The organism is Streptomyces sp. NPDC006655 (assembly GCF_040703965.1).
GTDB lineage: Bacteria > Actinomycetota > Actinomycetes > Streptomycetales > Streptomycetaceae > Streptomyces.
On sequence record NZ_JBEYJU010000013.1, the window covers coordinates 61839 to 80497 of the forward strand.

The window sequence follows — 18659 nt, forward strand, 5'->3', positions numbered from 1 at the left end:
CCAGGCACCGTCCCGGCCGCCGCCTCACCGCCGTCCCCAGAGGTACACCCACCATGACCCAGCCGCCCCCACCGCCACCCCCCAACGAGCCCCCGCACCAGCCCCCGGCCCCGCAGCCGGGCTACGGCTACCCGCACCAGCCCCCGGCCCCGCAGCCGGGCTACGGCTACCCGCAGCAGCCCCCGGCCCCGCAGCCGGGCTACGGCTACCCGCAGCAGCCCCCGGCCCCGCAGCCGGGCTACGGCTATCCGCAGCAGCCTCCCGCCCCGCAGCCCGGTTACGGCTACCCGGCCCAGCCCCCGGCGGGCGCCAACCCCTACGCCCAGCAGCCCGGTCACGGCCACCCCGGCGGCCCCGGCGCCGGGCCCGGCCCCTCCGGTCCCGGCCGGAACAACGCCGTGCTGCTCATCGTCACCGCCGCGGTCGTCGCCATCGCACTGATCGTCGGCGGGGGCATCTGGTACGCCCGGTCCTCCGGCGGCGACGGCAAGAAGGACGACTCCGCGAACTCCGCGGGCGGCCGCACCGGCGGCGGCAAGAGCGGCACGGGCACCGAGAAGGTCCCCGCCGACCCCACCTCCAAGGTCCTCTTCCAGGTCCCGATGCCCGCGGCGAACGACACCACGGTCACCGCGGGTTCCTGGCTCACCGACCAGGTGTACGCGAAGACCGGCGTCGCCGGGATCACCGGCTACGACCCCCAGTCGGGTGCCAGGCTGTGGACGGTCCCGCTGCCCGGCCCGGTCTGCTACGCCACCGGCCACGTCAGCACCGACGGCAGGACCGCGGTCGTCTTCCAGCCGAAGACGCCCCCCAAGGGCTCCAGCACGGGCTGCTCCCAGGTCGCCGCGATCGATCTGAAGGCCGGCAAGAAGCTGTGGACCAAGTCCGTCAAGTCCGGTGACGTTCCGGTCAACTTCAACAACGTGACGGTCGCCCAGGGGACCGTCGCGGTCGGCGGCACCAGCGGCGGCGCCGCCTTCGACCTGGCCACCGGCAGGGTGCGCTGGCAGCCGAAGCCGGCCGACACCTGCTACGACGCCGGGTACGGCGGCGGCACCAAACTGGTCGCGGTCCGCAGGTGCGGCAGCGGCGACTCCGCCCAGCTGCACATCCAGACCATCGACCCGGTCTCCGGCAAGGTGGTGTCCGAGTACCGAATGACCTCGGGCATCGAATACGCCAGCGTCGTGTCGACCGACCCGCTCGTCGTGGCCGCCGACGTCAACGACAGCGCGGGCGACGGCAGCGGCTTCTCCGACGTCTTCTCCCTCGACAACGCCACCGGGAAGCTGCGCACCCGGATCTCCACCCCCGGCAGCTCGTACGCGGTCCGCTGCGACGGCATCTACGAGGTGGAGAAGTGCAAGGGCGTCGTCGTCGGCAACGACCGGCTGTACCTGGCCACCGAGGAGCACGACGGCAGCGGGGCCTTCGCGAAGACCAACGAGATCGTCGCCTTCGACCTCGCCACCGGTGAGCAGACCGGCCAGCGCGCCGACGCCGGCAACAACTACACGATCACGCCGCTGCGCATGGACGGCACCAATGTGATCGCGTACAAGAGCGCCCCGTACAACAAGGGTGCTCAGGTCGTCAGTATCGACGGTGGCTCGTTCAAGGAGACCAGGCTGCTGGAGAATCCGGTGAGCACGGCGGTCAAGGCGGTGGAGACGAGCATGTCACCCCAGTACGCGGAGGTCCTCTACGCACAGGGCCGGCTCTACCTGTCCGCGGTGTACGCCCACGCCGTCGGTTCGTCGACGTCGGGGAAGGAGTACCTGGTCACCGCGTTCGGCGCGGGTGGCTGAGGCCCGGTCAAGTGGGCGCTTACCGCACCACACCCGCACGTCACCCGCGAATACGAGAAAAGCCTGAGATTCCTCCGATCCGGGGCACTTCTCATCAGTAGGGGCAGCGCAACGTCGAACAAGCGTGTAGCTTCCGGGGGCATGAAAGGACGGGGTGCCGGGGGGCCCTCTGTCCATGCGGACCAGTGGGCATCCATAGTGGGGCATCCATTGGGGGGACTGGGGGGTTGCTCTATGGGAGTGCGGCTCATGGTGGTCGACGATCACCGGTTGCTCGCCGAGGCGCTGGCGTCTGCGCTGAAACTGCGCGGCCACCGGGTGCTCGCGGCGGCGGCACCGGCGGCGGGCGCGGCCGAGCTGGTGATCACACGAGCGCCCGAGGTGTGCCTGCTGGGCACGGCGACCCCGGCCGAGCCCGGCATCTTCGACCCGGTGGTGCGGATCAAGAAGGAGCGCCCGCAGGTCGCGGTGCTGGTGCTGGGCCCGGTGCCGTCCCCGCGGGGCATCGCGGCCGCCTTCGCGGCGGGCGCCTCCGGTTACGTACGGCACGACGAGCGGATAGAGGGCGTCGAGCGGGCCATCATGAAGGCGCGGGCGGGCGAGGCGGCCGTGGCCCCCGCCCTCCTCCAGGGCGCGTTCGGCGAACTCCTCAACCCCGCCGCCCAGCCCGACGACGAGGGCCAGCGCCTGCTGCAGATGCTCACCCCGAGGGAGGTCGAGGTCCTGGTCCGGGTGGCCGACGGCGAGGACACCCGCCTCATCGCCGCCGGCATGAACATCGCCCCCAGCACCGCCCGCACCCACGTCCAGCGGGTCCTGATGAAGCTGGGCGTGGGGTCCCGCCTGGAAGCGGCGGCACTGGCGGCACGAACAGGACTTTTGGACAGGGCCGGCCCACTGAACAATTCGGCGGGGCCGGACTTCTAGCCGGCGGTCACCGAACCCACCCAGGGGCGCGAGGAACTGCACGACCAGCCCCCACCACCCGCACCCGAAATACGACCTACTCCGCCTTATCCTCTCCTTCCACCGGAGGCACCGGCGGCGGAGTGGGCCGCAGCCACAGCCACACCAGGAAGAACACCCCCAGCAACAGCATCCCGATCCCCGTCCACAGGTTGATGTTGATCCCCTGTGCCTTGTCGATCTCGGCCTGCGAGTCCGTGATCCCGGTGATCGTGACGATGATCCCGTACAGCACGAACAACCCGCCGATGATCCGCCGCAGGTCGAAGATCCGCGCGGCGGTCGTGGAGCGCCCCTCCAGCTCGGTGACCTCACGCTGGACGTCCTGCTCGGAGTAGTGGAACCCGGTCCGCTCCGGGTGCCCGAAGTCGTCGGTCATGGTCTCTCCATCCTCCCGCGACCGGGACTAGAACGAGAACGGGATGTAGCAGAGCGCGGCGAGGACCACCGCACCCCAGCCCAGTAGCGCCGGCCGCCGGTACCAGGCCTCGTCCCCGGGCGCGGGCGGCTCGGCCATGCCGGGGGAGCTCGTGCCGTAGACGAGCCCGGCCAGCTCCTCCTCCGGCTTCGGCGCGGTGAACAGGGACACGATCACCATCACCACCGCGCCGGCGACGAACCCGGCGATCGCGGAGACGAAGTTGGCGCCCTGGTCGGAGGGGATGTCGATGATGTGCCGCTTGTAGAGGACGAAGTAGTTGACCATCGCGGTCACCGTCCCCGCGAGCAGCCCCCAGAAGCCGGATTTCGCCGAGGCGCGCTTCCAGAACATGCCGACGATGAAGACGACGAACATCGGCACGTTGAAGAAGGAGAACAGCGTCTGGAGATAGCTCATGATGTTCGAGAACGACGACGCGAGGAACGCCGTCCCGATGGACGCGCAGACGCCGATCGCGGTGATGAGCCGTCCGAAGCGCACGTAGTAGCCGTCCTCGCGGCCCTTCACCACGTACTTCGCCCAGATGTCGGTGGTGAACACGGTGTTGAAGGACGACACGTTGGCGGCCATGCCCGCCATGAAGGCGGCCAGCAGACCGGTCACCGCGATGCCGAGCACGCCGTTGGGCAGCAGCTGCGACATGAGGTAGGGGATCGCGTCGTTGTACTGGAGGCCGGACTTCGCGGTCCCGATGTTCGGCACCAGCGCGGCGGCGACCAGCCCCGGGATCATCACCAGGAAGACGATGAAGATCTTCGGGTAGGCGGCGATCAGCGGGGTGCGCTGGGCGGCGGAGAGGTTCTTCGCCGACAGGGCGCGCTGCACCTCGGCGAAGTTGGTCGTCCAGTAGCCGAAGGAGAGGACGAAGCCGAGGCCGAGGACGATGGTCAGCCAGTTCGCGCCGAGCGGGTTGGCGGAGCCGATGCCGGTGCCGCCCCAGGCGGTGGTGAAGTTGTGGCCGTGGGTGGCGGTGAGCTTGTCGACCAGGCCGTTCCAGCCGCCGACCTTCTTCAGGCCGAGCACGGACAGCGGGATGAGGGCGGCCAGGATCACGAAGAACTGGAGCACCTCGTTGTAGATGGCCGAGGAGAGGCCGCCGAGGGTGATGTACGCCAGCACGAACGCGCCGGCGACCACGATCGCCACCCACTGGGGCCAGCCGAGCAGCGCCTCGACGACGATCGCGAGGGCGTACAGGTTGACGCCCGCGATGAGGATGGCCGCGAAGGCGAACAGGATCGAACTCAGCAGATGCGCCGCTCTGTCGAAGCGGAGCAGCAGCATCTCGGGGACCGAGCGGACCTTGCTGCCGTAGTAGAAGGGCATCATCACCAGGCCGAGGAAGACCATGGCGGGGATGGCGCCGATCCAGTACCAGTGCACGGTGTACGCGCCGTACTGCGCGCTGTTGGCGGCCATGCCGAGGATCTCGGTCGCGGCCAGGTTCGCCGAGATGAACGCGAGGCCGGTGATCCAGGCGGGCAGCGACCGGCCGGAGAGGAAGAAGTCGAGGCTCGTCCGCACCGAGCGGCGGGCCGCGAAGCCGATGCCCAGGACGACGACGAAGTAGATCGCCAGGATCGTGTAGTCGAGGCCGTTGGTGGGGAGCCGTAGCCCGGCCGCGAGGTATGTGGGGGAGTACGGGGCGTTTGTGGGGTTCTGCACCCAGTAATTCAACACTTTCGTTGTCTCACCTTGATTGATTCCGATGTTGACTGGCGTGGTGAGTTGTGTTTTGGTGTGTTCGGTTCTGTTTGAAGGTTGGATGACTCGATCAACGGGAGTCCGCAGTGAAGAAGACCTCGACCCGGCTGGCCGACGGTCGCGAGCTCATCTACTACGACCTGCGTGACGACACCGTGCGGGACGCGGTGGACCGCCGGCCGCTGGAGCGGACGCACACCACCTCGGAGATCCGCCGGGACCCGTTGCTCGGCGACCAGGTCGCCATCGCCTCGCACCGGCAGGGCCGCACCTACCACCCGCCGGCCGACCAGTGCCCGCTGTGCCCGACCGAGGGCGACCGGCTGAGCGAGATCCCGGACTCGTCGTACGACGTGGTGGTCTTCGAGAATCGTTTCCCCTCGCTGGCCGGCGATTCCGGACGCTGTGAGGTGGTCTGCTTCACCTCGGACCACGACGCCTCCTTCGCGAGCCTCACCGAGGAGCAGGCCCGCCTGGTCCTCGACGCGTGGACCGACCGGACCTCGGAACTGTCGCATCTCCCCTCCGTCGAGCAGGTGTTCTGCTTCGAGAACCGCGGCGAGGAGATCGGCGTGACGCTCGGTCACCCGCACGGGCAGATCTACGCCTACCCCTTCACCACCCCGCGCACCGCCCTGATGCTGCGTTCACTCGCGGCACACAAGGAGGCGACCGGCGGCGAGAACCTCTTCGACACCGTCCTGGAGCGTGAACTCGCCGACGAGCGGATCATCCTTGAGGGTGAACACTGGGTCGCCTTCGTGCCCTATGCGGCGCACTGGCCCTACGAGGTCCACCTCTACCCGAAGCGCCGCGTCCCCGACCTGCTCGCCCTCGACGAGGCGGCCCGCTCAGAGTTCCCCCAGGTTTATCTGGAACTCTTGAGGCGCTTCGACCGTATCTTCGGTGAGGGTGAACCTCCCACGCCCTACATCGCCGCCTGGCACCAGGCGCCGTTCGGGACGCTGGAGGAGTTCGAAGGGGTCACGCGCGACGACTTCGCGCTCCACCTCGAGCTTTTCACCATCCGCCGAACGTCCGGCAAGCTGAAGTTTCTCGCGGGTTCCGAGTCCGGCATGAGCGTGTTCATCAACGACGTGCCGCCGGAGCGCGCGGCCGAGCGACTGCGAGAGGTAGCGAGTTGATGAAGTACCTGGTGACGGGCGGAGCGGGTTACGTCGGCAGTGTGGTCGCCCAGCACCTGCTGGAGGCGGGCCACGAGGTCACCGTCCTCGACAACCTCTCCACCGGCTTCCGCGAGGGCGTCCCCGCGGGCGCCGCCTTCGTCGAGGGCGACATCCGCGACGCCGCCAAGTGGCTCGACTCCTCCTACGAGGCGGTCCTGCACTTCGCCGCGTTCTCCCAGGTCGGCGAGTCGGTCGTGAAGCCCGAGAAGTACTGGGACAACAACGTCGGCGGCACCATGGCGCTGCTCGGCGCGATGCGCGAGGCGGGCGTGCGCAAGCTGGTCTTCTCCTCCACGGCTGCCACCTACGGCGAGCCCGAGCAGGTCCCCATCGTCGAGACCGCCCCGACGAAGCCGACCAACCCGTACGGCGCCACCAAGCTCGCCGTCGACCACATGATCACCGGCGAGGCCGCCGCCCACGGCCTGGGCGCGGTCTCCCTGCGCTACTTCAACGTGGCCGGCGCGTACGGCGCGCAGGGCGAACGGCACAACCCCGAGTCGCACCTGATCCCCCTGGTCCTCCAGGTCGCCCAGGGCAAGCGGGAGGCCATCTCGGTCTTCGGCGACGACTACCCGACGCCCGACGGCACCTGCGTCCGCGACTACATCCACGTCGCCGACCTCGCCGACGCCCATCTGCTGGCGCTCACGGCCGCACGGCCCGGCGAGCACCTGATCTGCAACCTCGGCAACGGCGAGGGCTTCTCGGTCCGCCAGGTCATCGAGACCGTCCGGCAGGTCACGGGCCACCCGATCCCCGAGGTCGTGGCCCCGCGCCGGGGCGGCGACCCGGCCGTCCTGGTCGCCTCGGCGGCCGCCGCCCGCGAACAGCTGGGCTGGCACCCGACCCGCGCGGACCTCGCGGGGATCGTCGCGGACGCCTGGGAGTTCGCACAGACCATCGCACGCGCGGCAAGGGAGCAGTAGTGGGGGCACAGCAGGTCCGTGAGGGCTTCACCGAGCTGTACGGCACCGCACCGGACGGCGTCTGGTCGGCGCCCGGCCGGGTCAACCTGATCGGCGAGCACACCGACTACAACGACGGCTTCGTGATGCCGTTCGCGCTGCCGCACGTGACGACGGCCGCGGTCGCCCGCCGCACCGACGGGGTGCTGCGCCTGCACTCCGCGGACATCGAGGGCGGCGTCGTCGAACTCTCCCTCGACGCCCTGGAGCCCGGCACCGACCAGGAGTGGACGGCGTACCCGGCGGGCGTGGTCTGGGCGCTGCGCGAGGCCGGCCACCCGGTGACCGGCGCCGACGTCCACCTGACCTCGACGGTTCCGGCCGGCGCGGGCCTGTCCTCCTCCGCGGCCCTGGAGGTGGTGATCGCCCTCGCCCTCAACGACCTCTTCGAACTCGGCCTGCACCGCTGGCAGCTGGCCCGGCTGTGCCAGCGCGCGGAGAACGTCTACGTCGGGGCGCCGACCGGCATCATGGACCAGACGGCGTCCGCCTGCTGCGAGGCCGGGCACGCCCTGTTCCTGGACACCCGCGACCTCTCGCAGAAGCAGATCCCCTTCGACCTGGCGGCCGAGGGCATGCGGCTGCTGGTCGTGGACACCCAGGTCAAGCACGCGCACAGCAACGGCGAGTACGGCAAGCGCCGCGCGGGCTGCGAGAAGGGTGCGGCCCTGCTCGGGGTGGACGCCCTGCGGGACGTTCCCTACGGCGAACTGGACGCGGCGCTCGACCGCCTCGGCGACGAGGAGGAGGTACGCCGCCTGGTCCGCCACGTCGTCACCGAGGACCACCGCGTCGAACGCGTCGTCGCCCTCCTGGAGGCCGGCGACACCCGGGCGATCGGACCGGTCCTCACCGAGGGCCACGCCTCGCTGCGCGACGACTTCCGGGTCTCCTGCCCGGAGCTGGACCTGGTGGTCGAGGCGGCGAACGCGGCCGGTGCGCTGGGCGCCCGGATGACCGGCGGCGGCTTCGGCGGCTCGGCGATCGTCCTCGCCGAGACGGCCGACGTCGACACGGTCACCAAGGCGGTCGAGGAGGCCTTCGCGGCGGCCGGTTTCAAGGCGCCGCGGGTCTTCGAGGCGGTGCCGTCGGCGGGGGCCCGCAAGGCGGGCTGAGCCTCAGGCCAGCCGCTTGATCAGGGTGTACTCCGTGATCCCCGGCGGGTAGTCGGGGATCGCGCACACCACGTCGTACCCCTTCTTCCGGTAGAAGCCCGGGGCCTGGAAGTCCCAGGTCTCCAGGCGGGCGGCGGTGCAGGCGCGGTCCGTGCGGGCGATGCGCTCCGCCTCGGCGAGCAGCCGGCCGCCCAGCCCCGAGCCGCGTCGGCGGGCGTCCACCCACAGGTAGGTGACGTGCAGCCAGGACGCCCAGGTGTGCCCGACGAGGCCGCCGCCGAGGTCGCCGGTACGCTCGTCCGTCGCCCAGACGTGCAGCGGCACGTCGCGTTCCGCCGGGGTGCCGCGCAGGGCCGCCAGTACGGGGGAGGCTGCGGTGTTGGTGGCCAGCAGCCGAGCGCGGAGCAGATCACGTCGTTCCTTGTCGACTTCCGCCTCAATACGAAACATGCGGCACACCATAAACGCGTCCGTCGGACAGTTCTGCAAATTGCCTTCCGCTTCCGGCGCCCAGCCGTACTCTGATGAGCGGTACCGGTGGGGGCCGGTGCTGATCAGGGGGCGAGGCAAGTCGGATACGACGCCCGTGGTGGGGTAGCTGTTCAGGCACGGCGGCGGCCGTGCGGTTCCCTCCTCACGCGGGTGTCGTGTCCGCATGGGTCGTCGTTCTCCGGACCTTGGGGTATCCCCTGCTCTTGAGGAGCTTGGGGAAGGGGGTTTCGTGGTTCGCATCCGAGTTCTGGTCGTCGACGACCACCGCATCTTCGCCGAGTCGCTGGCCGCCGCACTGGCCGCCGAGCCCGACGTCGACGTGTCCGCGGCCGGCAGCGGTCCGGCGGCGCTGCGCTGCCTGGAGCGCGCGGTCGCCGAGGGCCGCCGCTACGACGTGCTGCTCGTCGACGCCGACCTGGGCGGCCGGCTGCCGGGCGGCCGGGCGGCCGTGCCCGTGCAGGTGGCCAACGAGGAGGGGCTGGTCGACGGCATATCGCTGGTCGCGGGCGTCCGCGCCGCGCATCCCGCCGCGCGGGTCGTCGTGCTCGCCGAGCGGGACGACCCGCGGCGGGCGGCCCTGGCCCTCCAGGCCGGCGCCTGCGGCTGGGTGGCCAAGGACTGCTCGCTGTCCCGGCTGCTGAACGTGATCCGGGGCGTGCTGCGCGACGAGACGCACCTGCCGCCCGCCCTGCTGACCGGGGTGCTGCGCGAGCTGACGGCCGCGCGCAAGCACCGCACCGAGAGCGAACGGCTGGTGGAGTCCCTCACGCCGCGGGAGCGGGAAGTGCTCCGGTGCATGGTGGCGGGCCTGGGGCGCAAGGCGGTCGCCGAGCGCCTGTTCCTGTCCCCGCACACCGTCCGCACCCACATGCAGAACGTCCTCGGCAAACTCGGCGTCCACAGCACCCTGGCCGCGGTCGCCCTGGCCCGGCGGGCCGGTGTCGGACCGGCGGACCTGGGACCCACCGGCCAGATCATGCCGGAGGCAAGCAGCAGCGCCTAGCGCTCCGCTGGGAGTGCCGCCCTGTGCCGTATGTTGACTGCGGCGCCGTGGTGGCTGGTCGCGCAGTTCCTCCCCCAGCCTTCGGCCGGGGGGACCCCCAGCGCCCCTGGGGGGCGCTCCTACCCGGGGATGTTGTCGAACGGGGCGGTCAGCTGGCGTAGGAGGGCCGCCAGTTCGGAACGCTGCGGGCGGGAGAGCTCGGCGAGAATCGCCCGCTCCTGCTCCAGGAGACCTGCCAGGGCCTGGTCCGCCCGGTCCTGGCCCTCGGTGGTCAGCCGTACCAGCACACCACGCCGGTCGCTCGGGTCCGGCAACCGCTCCACCAGCCCCTTCTTGGCCAGCCGGTCGATCCGGTTGGTCATCGTCCCCGAGGTGACCAGGGTCTGCGTCAGCAGCTGACCCGGGGAGAGCTGGTAGGGGGTGCCCGCGCGCCTGAGCGCGGTCAGCACGTCGAACTCCCAGGGCTCCAGGCTGTGCTCCGCGAAGGCCAGCCGACGTGCCCGGTCCAGGTGCCGGGCCAGTCGGCTCACCCGGCTGAGCACCTCAAGCGGTTCCACGTCGAGGTCCGGGCGCTCCCGGCGCCACGCAGCCACCAGCCGATCGACCTCGTCCTCCATGGCGATCAGTGTAGTGGTTGTGTCGACATGAAGTCTCTTGATGTCGAGTCTCTTGACATCGAGATACCGACGTGGGGAAGGTGGACCACATGACGACTCCCGCCTGGGACCCCGCCCAGTACCTCCGGCACGCCGGCCACCGCGCCCGCCCCTTCACCGACCTCCTCGCCCGCGTCCCCGGCCTCCCAGGCGACCCCCCGGCCATCGCCGACCTCGGCTGCGGGCCCGGCAACGTCACCGCGGTCCTCGCCGACCGCTGGCCCACCGCGCACATCACCGGCTACGACAACTCGGCCGCGATGCTCGACAAGGCCGAGGTGGACCACGCCGGCCCCACCTCCGGCGGCGGCCGCCTCGACTTCGCCCACGCCGACCTGCGCACCTGGGCACCCGACCGGCCGTACGACCTGATCGTCTCCAACGCGGCGCTCCAGTGGGTCCCCGGCCACCTCGACCGCTTCGCCGGCTGGCTCGACGCGCTCGCTCCCGGCGGCACCTTCGCCTTCCAGGTGCCCGACAACATCGACGCGCCCCTGCACGCCTTGATGCGCGAGCTCGCCGCCACACCCCGCTGGAAGGTCCGGCTCGCCGACGTGCTGCGCCACGAGGACTCCGTCCATCCGCCCGCCGCCTACCTCGACAGGCTCGCCCGCCTGGGCTGCGCCACCGACGTCTGGGAGACCACCTACCTGCACGTCCTGACCGGCGAGGACCCCGTCCTGGACTGGGTCAAGGGCACCGGGCTGCGCCCCGTCCTCACCGCCCTCGGCGACGACCCCGAGGCCCGGGACGCCTTCGTCGCCGACTACCGCGACCTGCTGCGGGAGGCCTACCCGAGCGCCCCCTACGGCACGGTCCTGCCCTTCCGCCGCCTGTTCGCCGTCGCCCGCAAGGAGGACTCCTGATGCTCACCGCCCTCGACCACGTCCAGCTGGCCGTGCCCCCCGGCTCCGAGGACCTGGTGCGCGCGTACTACGTCGACCTCCTCGGCATGACCGAGATCCCCAAGCCGCCCGTGCTCGCGGCGCGCGGCGGCTGCTGGTTCCGGGCCGGGACCGTGCACCTGCACCTGGGGGTCGAGGCGGCCTTCCGCCCCGCCCTGAAGGCCCACCCGGGGCTGCTGGTCATGGACATCGAGGCCGTCGCCGAACGGCTCGAAGCGGGCGGCGCCCCGGTCACCTGGGACGACGAACTCCCCGGACACCGCCGTTTCTACTCCCAGGACCCGGTCGGCAACCGCCTGGAGTTCCTGGAACCGGTGCGCTGAGCCGCCGTTTGGCCCGGCCCGCTCCCGGTTACCCGGACCGGTGACCCCACGCACGTTTTCTGCGTCAGGAGGGACCCACGGTGTCAGGACACCAGAAGGCCAAGGGCAAGAAGGAACAGCTCAAGGGCAAGGCCAAGGAGGCCGGCGGACGCGCGGTGCGCGACGTGCCGCTGGAGACCGAGGGCCGCCTGGAGCAGTCGAAGGGCGACGCCCGGCAGGCCAAGGAGAAGATCAAGGACGTCTTCAAGCACTGAGAAACGTCGAGAAACGCCGAGAAGCACCGAGAAACGCCGATATCAGGGCACCGGGGCCGTCACGCCTTCCGGTGCCCTATCAGACGCGGCTTCTGCTCCAGGCCGTCCAGGCCGTGCCAGGCCAGGTTGACCAGATGGGCGGCGACCTCCGCCTTCCTCGGCCGGCGCACGTCCAGCCACCACTGGCCGGTCAGCGCCACCATGCCCACCAGCGCCTGCGCGTACAGCGGGGCCAGCTTCGGGTCGAAGCCGCGGGACTTGAACTCGCGGCCCAGGATGTCCTCCACCTGGGTGGCGATGTCCGAGATGAGCGAGGCGAAGGACCCCGTCGACTGCGGGATGGGGGAGTCACGGACCAGGATCCGGAAACCGTCCGTGTACTCCTCGATGTAGTCGAGGAGCGCGAAGGCGGCCTGCTCGCACAGCTCCCGCGGATGCCCGGCGGTCAGCGAACTGGTCACCATGTCGAGCAGCCGCCGCATCTCCCGGTCGACCACCACCGCGTAGAGCCCCTCCTTGCCGCCGAAGTGCTCGTACACCACCGGCTTGGATACTCCGGCCTTCGCCGCGATCTCCTCCACCGAGGTGCCCTCGAACCCCTTCGCCGCGAAGAGGGTGCGACCGATCTCCAGCAGTTGCTGGCGGCGCTCCGCCCCGGTCATCCGGGTACGGCGCGTGCGCCGCTGCTTGCCATCGGGACTGGGGGTGCTGGAGTCGGTCGCCACGGCGTCAATCATGCCGCCTTCGCGGTCTCCGCCCCCTGCCGGGAGCCGCCGTCCCCGGTGTTACGGCGCGAATCGATACGCGAGCGTGACGGCCAGCGCACGTCGTACGCCCAGCCCAGCTGCTCGCACCAGCGGATGATCCGCGCCGACGAGTCCAGCTGTCCGCGCTCCACACCGTGCCGCGCGGAGGTCGGGTCGGCATGGTGCAGGTTGTGCCAGGACTCGCCGCAGGACAGCACCGCCAGCCACCACACGTTGCCCGAGCGGTCCCGCGACTTGAACGGCCGCTTGCCCACCGCGTGGCAGATCGAGTTGATCGACCACGTCACATGGTGGAGCAGCGCCACCCGCACGAGTGAACCCCAGAAGAACCCGGTGAACGCGCCCCACCAGGACATCGTCGCCAGACCGCCGATCAGCGGCGGCAGCGCCAGCGACAGCATCGTCCAGTAGATGAACTGGCGCGAGATCGCCCGGATGGCCGGGTCCTTGATCAGATCGGGGGCGTACTTCTCCTGGTCGGTCTGCTCCTCGTCGAACATCCAGGCGATGTGCGCCCACCACAGGCCCTTGATCAACGCCGGCACGGTCTCCCCGTACCGCCACGGGGAGTGCGGGTCGCCCTCCGCGTCGGAGAACTTGTGGTGCTTGCGGTGATCCGCCACCCACCGCACCAGGGGCCCCTCCACCGCCATCGAGCCCGCGACGGCCAGCGCGATCCGCAGCGGCCGCTTCGCCTTGAACGACCCGTGCGTGAAGTACCGGTGGTAACCGATCGTCACGCCGTGACAACCCAGGTAGTAGAAGAACACCAGCAGGCCCAGGTCGAGCCAGCTCACGCCCCAGCCCCACGCCAGCGGCACCGCCGCCAGCAGCGCGAGGAACGGGACGACGATGAAGAGCAGAAGGGTGATCTGCTCGAGCGAACCCTTCTGCTCGCCGCCCAGGGTGGCGGACGAGGGCGAGGCGGTGGGGGGCTGCTGGGCTTCTTCGATCACATCGGAACCAGACGAGGTCATGCGCGTCCCCTGTGGGGTCGAGGGTTGAGACAGGTGCCGATCCGCGGCCACCGCACGGGACTCTAGGACTCATTCCCTACGGTTCCGTAACCTACGGCGACGTAAGTATGGCAGCGAGGCGTCTCACAGCAAGAGCCCGACAGCCTGCGCGTCCTCATGGACACCTATCCTTGAGTCGGTCGGACAGCGCGGTCCGCTCTGTTTCCTTCCCGGATGTCCGGCCCGTATGCGGGGCACGCCCGCCGCGGCCGACGGACGGGTTCCCCTCCAGACGAGCTTCAACACTGCAAGGAGCCGCACCTGTGAGCAGTGCCGACGACCTGACTACCAGTGCCACGACGACCAGCAGTGAGCTGCGCGCCGACATCCGGCGACTGGGTGACCTCCTCGGCGAGACCCTCGTCAGGCAGGAGGGCCCCGAACTCCTGGACCTCGTCGAGCGGGTCCGCCGACTGACCCGCGAGGACGGCGAGGCCGCCGCCGACCTGCTGCGCGGCATCGAACTGGAGACCGCCGCCAAGCTGGTCCGCGCCTTCTCCACCTACTTCCACCTCGCCAACGTCACCGAACAGGTGCACCGCGGCCGCGAGCTGCGCGCCCGCCGCGGCGCCGAGGGCGGCCTGCTCGCCCGCACCGCCGACCGGCTCAAGGACGCCGACCCCGACCACCTGCGCCAGACCGTCCAGAACCTCAACGTGCGCCCGGTGTTCACGGCCCACCCCACCGAGGCCGCCCGCCGCTCCGTCCTCAACAAGCTCCGGCGCATCGCCGCGCTCCTGGACACCCCCGTCATCGAGTCCGACCGCCGCCGCACCGACGTCCGCCTCGCCGAGAACATCGACCTCGTCTGGCAGACCGACGAGCTGCGCGTCGTACGCCCGGAACCCGCCGACGAGGCCCGCAACGCCATCTACTACCTGGACGAGCTGCACGCCGACGCCGTCGGCGACGTCCTGGAGGACCTCACCGCGGAGCTGGAACGGGTCGGCGTCAAGCTCCCCGACGACACCCGCCCGCTCACCTTCGGCACCTGGATCGGCGGCGACCGCGACGGCAACCCCAACGTCACCCCCCAGGTCACCTGGGACGTCCTCATCCTCCAGCACGAGCACGGCATCAACGACGCCCTGGAGATGATCGACGAACTGCGCGGCTTCCTCTCCAACTCCATCCGCTACACCGGTGCCACCGAGGAACTCCTGGAGTCCCTCCGCGCCGACCTGGAGCGGCTCCCCGAGATCAGCCCCCGCTACAAGCGGCTCAACGCCGAGGAGCCCTACCGGCTCAAGGCCACCTGCATCCGGCAGAAGCTGGAGAACACCAAGCGCCGCCTGGCCACCGGCACCCCGCACGAGACCGGCCACGACTACCTCGGCACCGCCGAGCTCCTCGCCGACCTGCGCGTCATCCAGACCTCCCTGCGCGCCCACCGCGGCGGCCTGTTCGCCGACGGCCGCCTCGCCCGGACGATCCGCACCCTGGCCGCCTTCGGTCTCCAGCTCGCCACCATGGACGTCCGCGAGCACGCCGACGCCCACCACCACGCCCTCGGCCAGCTCTTCGACCGCCTCGGCGAGGAGTCCTGGCGCTACGCCGACATGCCCCGCGAGTACCGCGCCAAGCTCCTCGCCAAGGAACTGCGCTCCCGCCGGCCCCTCGCGCCCACCCCGGCGCCCGTCGACGCGGCCGGCGAGAAGACCCTCGGCGTCTTCCAGACCGTGAAGAAGGCCCTGGAGGTCTTCGGACCCGAGGTCGTCGAGTCGTACATCATCTCCATGTGCCAGGGCGCCGACGACGTCTTCGCCGCCGCGGTGCTGGCCCGCGAGGCCGGACTCCTCGACCTGCACGCCGGCTGGGCGAAGATCGGCATCGTGCCGCTCCTGGAGACCACCGACGAGCTCAAGGCCGCCGACACCATCCTGGAGGACATGCTCTCGGACCCGTCGTACCGCCGGCTGGTGGCCCTGCGCGGGGACGTCCAGGAGGTCATGCTCGGCTACTCCGACTCCTCCAAGTTCGGCGGCATCACCACCTCCCAGTGGGAGATCCACCGCGCCCAGCGCCGGCTGCGCGACGTCGCCCACCGCTACGGGGTCCGGCTGCGCCTCTTCCACGGCCGCGGCGGCACCGTGGGCCGCGGCGGCGGCCCCTCGCACGACGCGATCCTCGCCCAGCCGTGGGGCACCCTGGAAGGCGAGATCAAGGTCACCGAGCAGGGCGAGGTCATCTCCGACAAGTACCTCATCCCCTCCCTCGCCAGGGAGAACCTGGAACTGACCGTGGCGGCCACCCTCCAGGCCTCCGCCCTGCACACGGCCCCCCGCCAGTCCGTGGAAGCCCTCGCCCGCTGGGACGCCGCCATGGACGTCGTCTCCGACGCCGCCCACGCCGCCTACCGCCGCCTCGTGGAGGACCCGGACCTGCCGACGTACTTCCTCGCGTCGACGCCGGTGGACCAGCTCGCCGACCTGCACCTGGGCTCCCGGCCCTCCCGCCGACCGGGCTCCGGCGTCTCGCTCGACGGCCTGCGCGCCATCCCGTGGGTGTTCGGCTGGACCCAGTCCCGGCAGATCGTCCCCGGCTGGTTCGGCGTCGGCTCCGGCCTCAAGGCCCTGCGCGAGGCGGGCCTCGACACCGTCCTGGACGAGATGCACGGACAGTGGCACTTCTTCCGGAACTTCATCTCCAACGTCGAGATGACCCTCGCCAAGACCGACCTGCGGATCGCCCAGCACTACGTCGACTCCCTCGTCCCCGACGAGCTCAAGCACGTGTTCGACACCATCAAGGCCGAGCACGAGCTGACCGTCGCCGAGGTCCTGAAGATCACCGGTGAGTCCGAACTCCTCGACGCCACCCCGGTCCTCAAGCAGACCTTCGCCATCCGCGACGCCTACCTGGACCCGATCTCCTACCTCCAGGTCACCCTGCTCAAGCGCCAGCGCGACGCGGCCGCGGCGGGCGCCGAACCCGACCCGCTCCTCGCCCGCGCCCTCCTCCTCACCGTCAACGGCGTGGCGGCGGGCCTGCGCAACACCGGCTGACCGCCGCCTTCGGACACGGCTGTGCCCCGGGGTCGTCCGTACCCCGGGGCACAGCCGTGCGTGGCTACCGCGTCGTGACGAAGGCCGCCGTGAGCAGCACGAGCCCCGAAACCCCCAGCGCCCACGCCACCCGGCTCAGTCGCAGCCCGCCGGCCACCACCACCGACGCCAGCAGCAACGCCCCGCCGAACGGCACCCAGGAGTACAGGAACCCCGCGGGACCGGACCGGACCACCTCGTCGGTACCGGGCTTCATGATCACGTCGTACGTCTGCCCCTTGCGCACCGCGACCGACCTGTCGATGACGACCCCGGGGCGCGCCGAGGCACCGGGCGAGACGGGGGTGAACGGTCCCGAGCAGACGTCCGCACCGCACGAGGTCACCCTGACCGTGCCCCGCTCCTTGCCCTTCGTCAGCATCACGTGCTGCGCGGTGCCCCAGGAGCCCCACACCCCGCCGACCAGGATCAGCACGGCGACCGCGCCCATCGTCACGACACGCAGCGCGTCGACCGCAGCCGTACGGGAGGAGGTCGCGGAGGCAGCAGGCATGGCCGGGATCATTGGCCATGTCCCTACGGCCGGTCAACTTCCGCAGCGGACAAGTCAGGAGTTGTACGAGCTTTGCGCCCGCTCCAGACCCTCCGTCACCAGCGCCTCCACCGCGTCGGCCGCGCGGTCCACGAAGTAGTCCAGCTCCTTGCGCTCGGCCGACGAGAAGTCCTTCAGCACGAAGTCCGCGACCTGCATACGACCCGGAGGGCGCCCGATCCCGAACCGCAGCCGGTGATAGTCGGCACCCATCGCCTTCGTCATCGACTTCAGCCCGTTGTGGCCGTTGTCGCCGCCGCCCAGCTTCAGGCGCAGGGTGCCGTAGTCGATGTCCAGCTCGTCGTGGACCGCGACGACGTGGGCGAGCGGCACCTTGTAGAAGTCCCGCAGCGCGTTCACCGGACCGCCGGACAGATTCATGAACGACATCGGCTTCGCCAGGATCACCCGCCGGTTCGCCGGCCCCGGCGCCCCGATCCGCCCCTCCACGACCTGCGCCTGCGCCTTCCCGGCCCGCTTGAACTTGCCGCCGATCCGGTCGGCGACCAGGTCCACGACCATGAACCCGACGTTGTGCCGGTTCGCGGCGTACTCGGGCCCGGGATTACCGAGACCGACGATCAGCCAGGGGGCGTTGGCGGGGGAGGCCCCGGTGGGGGTGGTCACGTCCATGTCTCCTTGATACGCGCCAGCCGCCGCTCCCGGGAGGAAGCAGCGGCTGACGAACGATGAAACGAAGGTGAGGATCAGGCCTCGGCGGCCTCGTCGCCCTCGGCGGCCTCGCCCTCCGCGGCCTCCTCGGCCTGCGCGGCCAGCACCTGGAGGACGACCGCGTCCTCCTCGACGGTCAGGGTCACGCCGGACGGCAGGGTGATGTCCTTGGCGAGGACGGAGGCACCGGCCGCCAGACCCTCGACGGAGACGGTGACGGACTCGGGGATGTGGGTGGCCTCGGCCTCGACCGGCAGCGCGTTCAGGACGTGCTCCAGCAGGTTGCCGCCGGGGGCCAGCTCGCCCTCGGTGTGCACCGGGATCTCGACCGTGACCTTCTCGCCCCGCTTGACCAGCTGCAGGTCGACGTGCTCCAGGAAGCCCTTGATCGGGTCGCGCTGCACGGACTTCGGGATCGCCAGCTCGTTGCTCTTGCCGTCGATGTCCAGGGAGATCAGGACGTTCGGCGTACGCAGCGCGAGCAGCAGGTCGTGGCCCGGCAGGGTCAGGTGGATCGGGTCGGAACCGTGGCCGTACAGGACACCCGGGACCTGGGAGGCGCGGCGGATACGACGCGCGGCACCCTTGCCGAACTCGGTGCGCGTCTGGGCGGTGAGCTTCACCTCGGACATGCGGATCACTCCTCGTAGAGATAGATGCGGACGTGGTCACCCGGCCACGAACGGCCTGCTACGAAGAGCGCGTCGATAACGGAGGCGTGGCCTCCCTCGCCGAGCAACTGGGGAAGTCTACTCGGCGCGGGAGGCCACGGAAAAATCGA

At 70.6% G+C, this 18659-nt stretch carries 19 protein-coding genes; 10 read left to right on the forward strand and 9 right to left on the reverse strand.

Annotated elements, in window-relative coordinates; all coding sequences use genetic code 11:
• Window positions 1–53 precede the first annotated feature (53 nt).
• Window positions 54–1811 carry a PQQ-binding-like beta-propeller repeat protein gene (locus AB0958_RS10560; RefSeq protein ID WP_366889964.1) on the forward strand — a complete coding sequence of 586 codons (1758 nt, stop codon included), beginning with the start codon at window positions 54–56 and terminating at the stop codon, window positions 1809–1811.
• 234 nt (window positions 1812–2045) lie between these two features.
• A complete protein-coding gene (locus AB0958_RS10565) occupies window positions 2046–2738 on the forward strand; it encodes a response regulator transcription factor (RefSeq protein WP_366889965.1) in 693 nt (230 codons plus the stop codon).
• 76 nt (window positions 2739–2814) lie between these two features.
• Here the strand turns inward: AB0958_RS10565 and AB0958_RS10570 are convergent, their stop codons facing one another.
• Together AB0958_RS10570 and AB0958_RS10575 are read right to left on the reverse strand one after the other, a co-directional pair.
• Window positions 2815–3156 carry a hypothetical protein gene (locus tag AB0958_RS10570; RefSeq protein ID WP_366889966.1) on the reverse strand — a complete coding sequence of 114 codons (342 nt, stop codon included), beginning with the start codon at window positions 3154–3156 and terminating at the stop codon, window positions 2815–2817.
• Between the two features lie 27 nt (window positions 3157–3183).
• Window positions 3184–4884 carry a sodium:solute symporter family protein gene (locus AB0958_RS10575; RefSeq protein WP_366889967.1) on the reverse strand — a complete coding sequence of 567 codons (1701 nt, stop codon included), beginning with the start codon at window positions 4882–4884 and terminating at the stop codon, window positions 3184–3186.
• A 125-nt stretch (window positions 4885–5009) separates the two neighbouring features.
• Here AB0958_RS10575 and galT point away from each other — a divergent pair, with 125 nt between their 5' ends.
• The 3 genes from galT to galK are packed head-to-tail and all read left to right on the forward strand — an operon-like array spanning window position 5010 to window position 8193.
• Complete coding sequence (gene galT, locus AB0958_RS10580; RefSeq protein WP_366889968.1) at window positions 5010–6068, forward strand: galactose-1-phosphate uridylyltransferase; 1059 nt, start codon at window positions 5010–5012, stop codon at window positions 6066–6068.
• Window positions 6068–7039: a UDP-glucose 4-epimerase GalE gene (gene galE, locus AB0958_RS10585; protein WP_366889969.1), complete on the forward strand. Its 972-nt coding sequence runs from the start codon at window positions 6068–6070 to the stop codon at window positions 7037–7039. The genes galT and galE overlap by 1 nt, the downstream gene beginning before the upstream one ends.
• Window positions 7039–8193, forward strand: a complete 1155-nt coding sequence (gene galK, locus AB0958_RS10590; RefSeq protein ID WP_366889970.1) for a galactokinase — start codon at window positions 7039–7041, stop codon at window positions 8191–8193. Before galE ends, galK begins: the two co-directional genes overlap by 1 nt.
• A gap of 3 nt (window positions 8194–8196) precedes the next feature.
• Here galK and AB0958_RS10595 read toward each other — a convergent pair whose 3' ends face one another.
• Window positions 8197–8643 carry a GNAT family N-acetyltransferase gene (locus tag AB0958_RS10595; protein WP_366889971.1) on the reverse strand — a complete coding sequence of 149 codons (447 nt, stop codon included), beginning with the start codon at window positions 8641–8643 and terminating at the stop codon, window positions 8197–8199.
• Between the two features lie 271 nt (window positions 8644–8914).
• Here AB0958_RS10595 and AB0958_RS10600 point away from each other — a divergent pair, with 271 nt between their 5' ends.
• Window positions 8915–9688, forward strand: coding sequence for a response regulator transcription factor (locus AB0958_RS10600; RefSeq protein ID WP_366889972.1), 774 nt, complete (start codon window positions 8915–8917; stop codon window positions 9686–9688).
• 119 nt (window positions 9689–9807) lie between these two features.
• Here AB0958_RS10600 and tamR read toward each other — a convergent pair whose 3' ends face one another.
• Window positions 9808–10305: a MarR family transcriptional regulator TamR gene (gene tamR, locus AB0958_RS10605; RefSeq protein ID WP_366889973.1), complete on the reverse strand. Its 498-nt coding sequence runs from the start codon at window positions 10303–10305 to the stop codon at window positions 9808–9810.
• Between the two features lie 89 nt (window positions 10306–10394).
• Here tamR and AB0958_RS10610 point away from each other — a divergent pair, with 89 nt between their 5' ends.
• The 3 genes from AB0958_RS10610 to AB0958_RS10620 all read left to right on the forward strand — a co-directional run bounded on the left by AB0958_RS10610 (window position 10395) and on the right by AB0958_RS10620 (window position 11826).
• On the forward strand, window positions 10395–11210 hold the full coding sequence (locus AB0958_RS10610) for a trans-aconitate 2-methyltransferase (protein WP_366889974.1): 816 nt from the start codon (window positions 10395–10397) through the stop codon (window positions 11208–11210).
• Window positions 11210–11572: a glyoxalase gene (locus tag AB0958_RS10615; RefSeq protein WP_366889975.1), complete on the forward strand. Its 363-nt coding sequence runs from the start codon at window positions 11210–11212 to the stop codon at window positions 11570–11572. The genes AB0958_RS10610 and AB0958_RS10615 overlap by 1 nt, the downstream gene beginning before the upstream one ends.
• A gap of 80 nt (window positions 11573–11652) precedes the next feature.
• Window positions 11653–11826 carry a CsbD family protein gene (locus AB0958_RS10620; RefSeq protein WP_366889976.1) on the forward strand — a complete coding sequence of 58 codons (174 nt, stop codon included), beginning with the start codon at window positions 11653–11655 and terminating at the stop codon, window positions 11824–11826.
• A gap of 59 nt (window positions 11827–11885) precedes the next feature.
• On the opposite strand, the gene AB0958_RS10625 is transcribed toward AB0958_RS10620, so the two are convergent.
• Entirely contained in the window at window positions 11886–12563 is a 678-nt protein-coding gene (locus AB0958_RS10625) for a TetR/AcrR family transcriptional regulator (protein ID WP_366889977.1), read from the reverse strand.
• Window positions 12560–13570 carry a fatty acid desaturase gene (locus AB0958_RS10630; RefSeq protein ID WP_366889978.1) on the reverse strand — a complete coding sequence of 337 codons (1011 nt, stop codon included), beginning with the start codon at window positions 13568–13570 and terminating at the stop codon, window positions 12560–12562. The genes AB0958_RS10625 and AB0958_RS10630 overlap by 4 nt, the downstream gene beginning before the upstream one ends.
• Window positions 13571–13872: 302 nt before the next feature.
• Here AB0958_RS10630 and ppc point away from each other — a divergent pair, with 302 nt between their 5' ends.
• Window positions 13873–16614: a phosphoenolpyruvate carboxylase gene (ppc, locus tag AB0958_RS10635; protein ID WP_366889979.1), complete on the forward strand. Its 2742-nt coding sequence runs from the start codon at window positions 13873–13875 to the stop codon at window positions 16612–16614.
• A gap of 64 nt (window positions 16615–16678) precedes the next feature.
• Here the strand turns inward: ppc and AB0958_RS10640 are convergent, their stop codons facing one another.
• The 3 genes from AB0958_RS10640 to AB0958_RS10650 form a co-directional block, all read right to left on the reverse strand.
• A complete protein-coding gene (locus tag AB0958_RS10640) occupies window positions 16679–17179 on the reverse strand; it encodes a hypothetical protein (RefSeq protein WP_366889980.1) in 501 nt (166 codons plus the stop codon).
• Window positions 17180–17221: 42 nt separating this feature from the next.
• Window positions 17222–17839 carry an aminoacyl-tRNA hydrolase gene (pth, locus tag AB0958_RS10645; RefSeq protein ID WP_366889981.1) on the reverse strand — a complete coding sequence of 206 codons (618 nt, stop codon included), beginning with the start codon at window positions 17837–17839 and terminating at the stop codon, window positions 17222–17224.
• A 74-nt stretch (window positions 17840–17913) separates the two neighbouring features.
• Window positions 17914–18510 carry a 50S ribosomal protein L25/general stress protein Ctc gene (locus tag AB0958_RS10650; protein ID WP_366889982.1) on the reverse strand — a complete coding sequence of 199 codons (597 nt, stop codon included), beginning with the start codon at window positions 18508–18510 and terminating at the stop codon, window positions 17914–17916.
• Window positions 18511–18659: the final 149 nt, after the last annotated feature.

What these genes read in the sequence shown, in the direction of transcription:
- tamR (WP_366889973.1), bottom strand. Translation starts at nt 10,305, where the DNA reads ATGGAGGACGAGGTCGATCGGCTGGTGGCTGCGTGGCGCCGGGAGCGC.
- AB0958_RS10570 (WP_366889966.1), bottom strand. Translation starts at nt 3,156, where the DNA reads ATGACCGACGACTTCGGGCACCCGGAGCGGACCGGGTTCCACTACTCC.
- AB0958_RS10560 (WP_366889964.1), top strand. Translation starts at nt 54, where the DNA reads ATGACCCAGCCGCCCCCACCGCCACCCCCCAACGAGCCCCCGCACCAG.
- AB0958_RS10625 (WP_366889977.1), bottom strand. Translation starts at nt 12,563, where the DNA reads ATGATTGACGCCGTGGCGACCGACTCCAGCACCCCCAGTCCCGATGGC.
- pth (WP_366889981.1), bottom strand. Translation starts at nt 17,839, where the DNA reads ATGGACGTGACCACCCCCACCGGGGCCTCCCCCGCCAACGCCCCCTGG.
- galE (WP_366889969.1), top strand. Translation starts at nt 6,068, where the DNA reads ATGAAGTACCTGGTGACGGGCGGAGCGGGTTACGTCGGCAGTGTGGTC.
- AB0958_RS10610 (WP_366889974.1), top strand. Translation starts at nt 10,395, where the DNA reads ATGACGACTCCCGCCTGGGACCCCGCCCAGTACCTCCGGCACGCCGGC.
- AB0958_RS10615 (WP_366889975.1), top strand. Translation starts at nt 11,210, where the DNA reads ATGCTCACCGCCCTCGACCACGTCCAGCTGGCCGTGCCCCCCGGCTCC.
- AB0958_RS10640 (WP_366889980.1), bottom strand. Translation starts at nt 17,179, where the DNA reads ATGATCCCGGCCATGCCTGCTGCCTCCGCGACCTCCTCCCGTACGGCT.
- AB0958_RS10630 (WP_366889978.1), bottom strand. Translation starts at nt 13,570, where the DNA reads ATGACCTCGTCTGGTTCCGATGTGATCGAAGAAGCCCAGCAGCCCCCC.
- AB0958_RS10565 (WP_366889965.1), top strand. Translation starts at nt 2,046, where the DNA reads ATGGGAGTGCGGCTCATGGTGGTCGACGATCACCGGTTGCTCGCCGAG.
- AB0958_RS10650 (WP_366889982.1), bottom strand. Translation starts at nt 18,510, where the DNA reads ATGTCCGAGGTGAAGCTCACCGCCCAGACGCGCACCGAGTTCGGCAAG.
- AB0958_RS10595 (WP_366889971.1), bottom strand. Translation starts at nt 8,643, where the DNA reads ATGTTTCGTATTGAGGCGGAAGTCGACAAGGAACGACGTGATCTGCTC.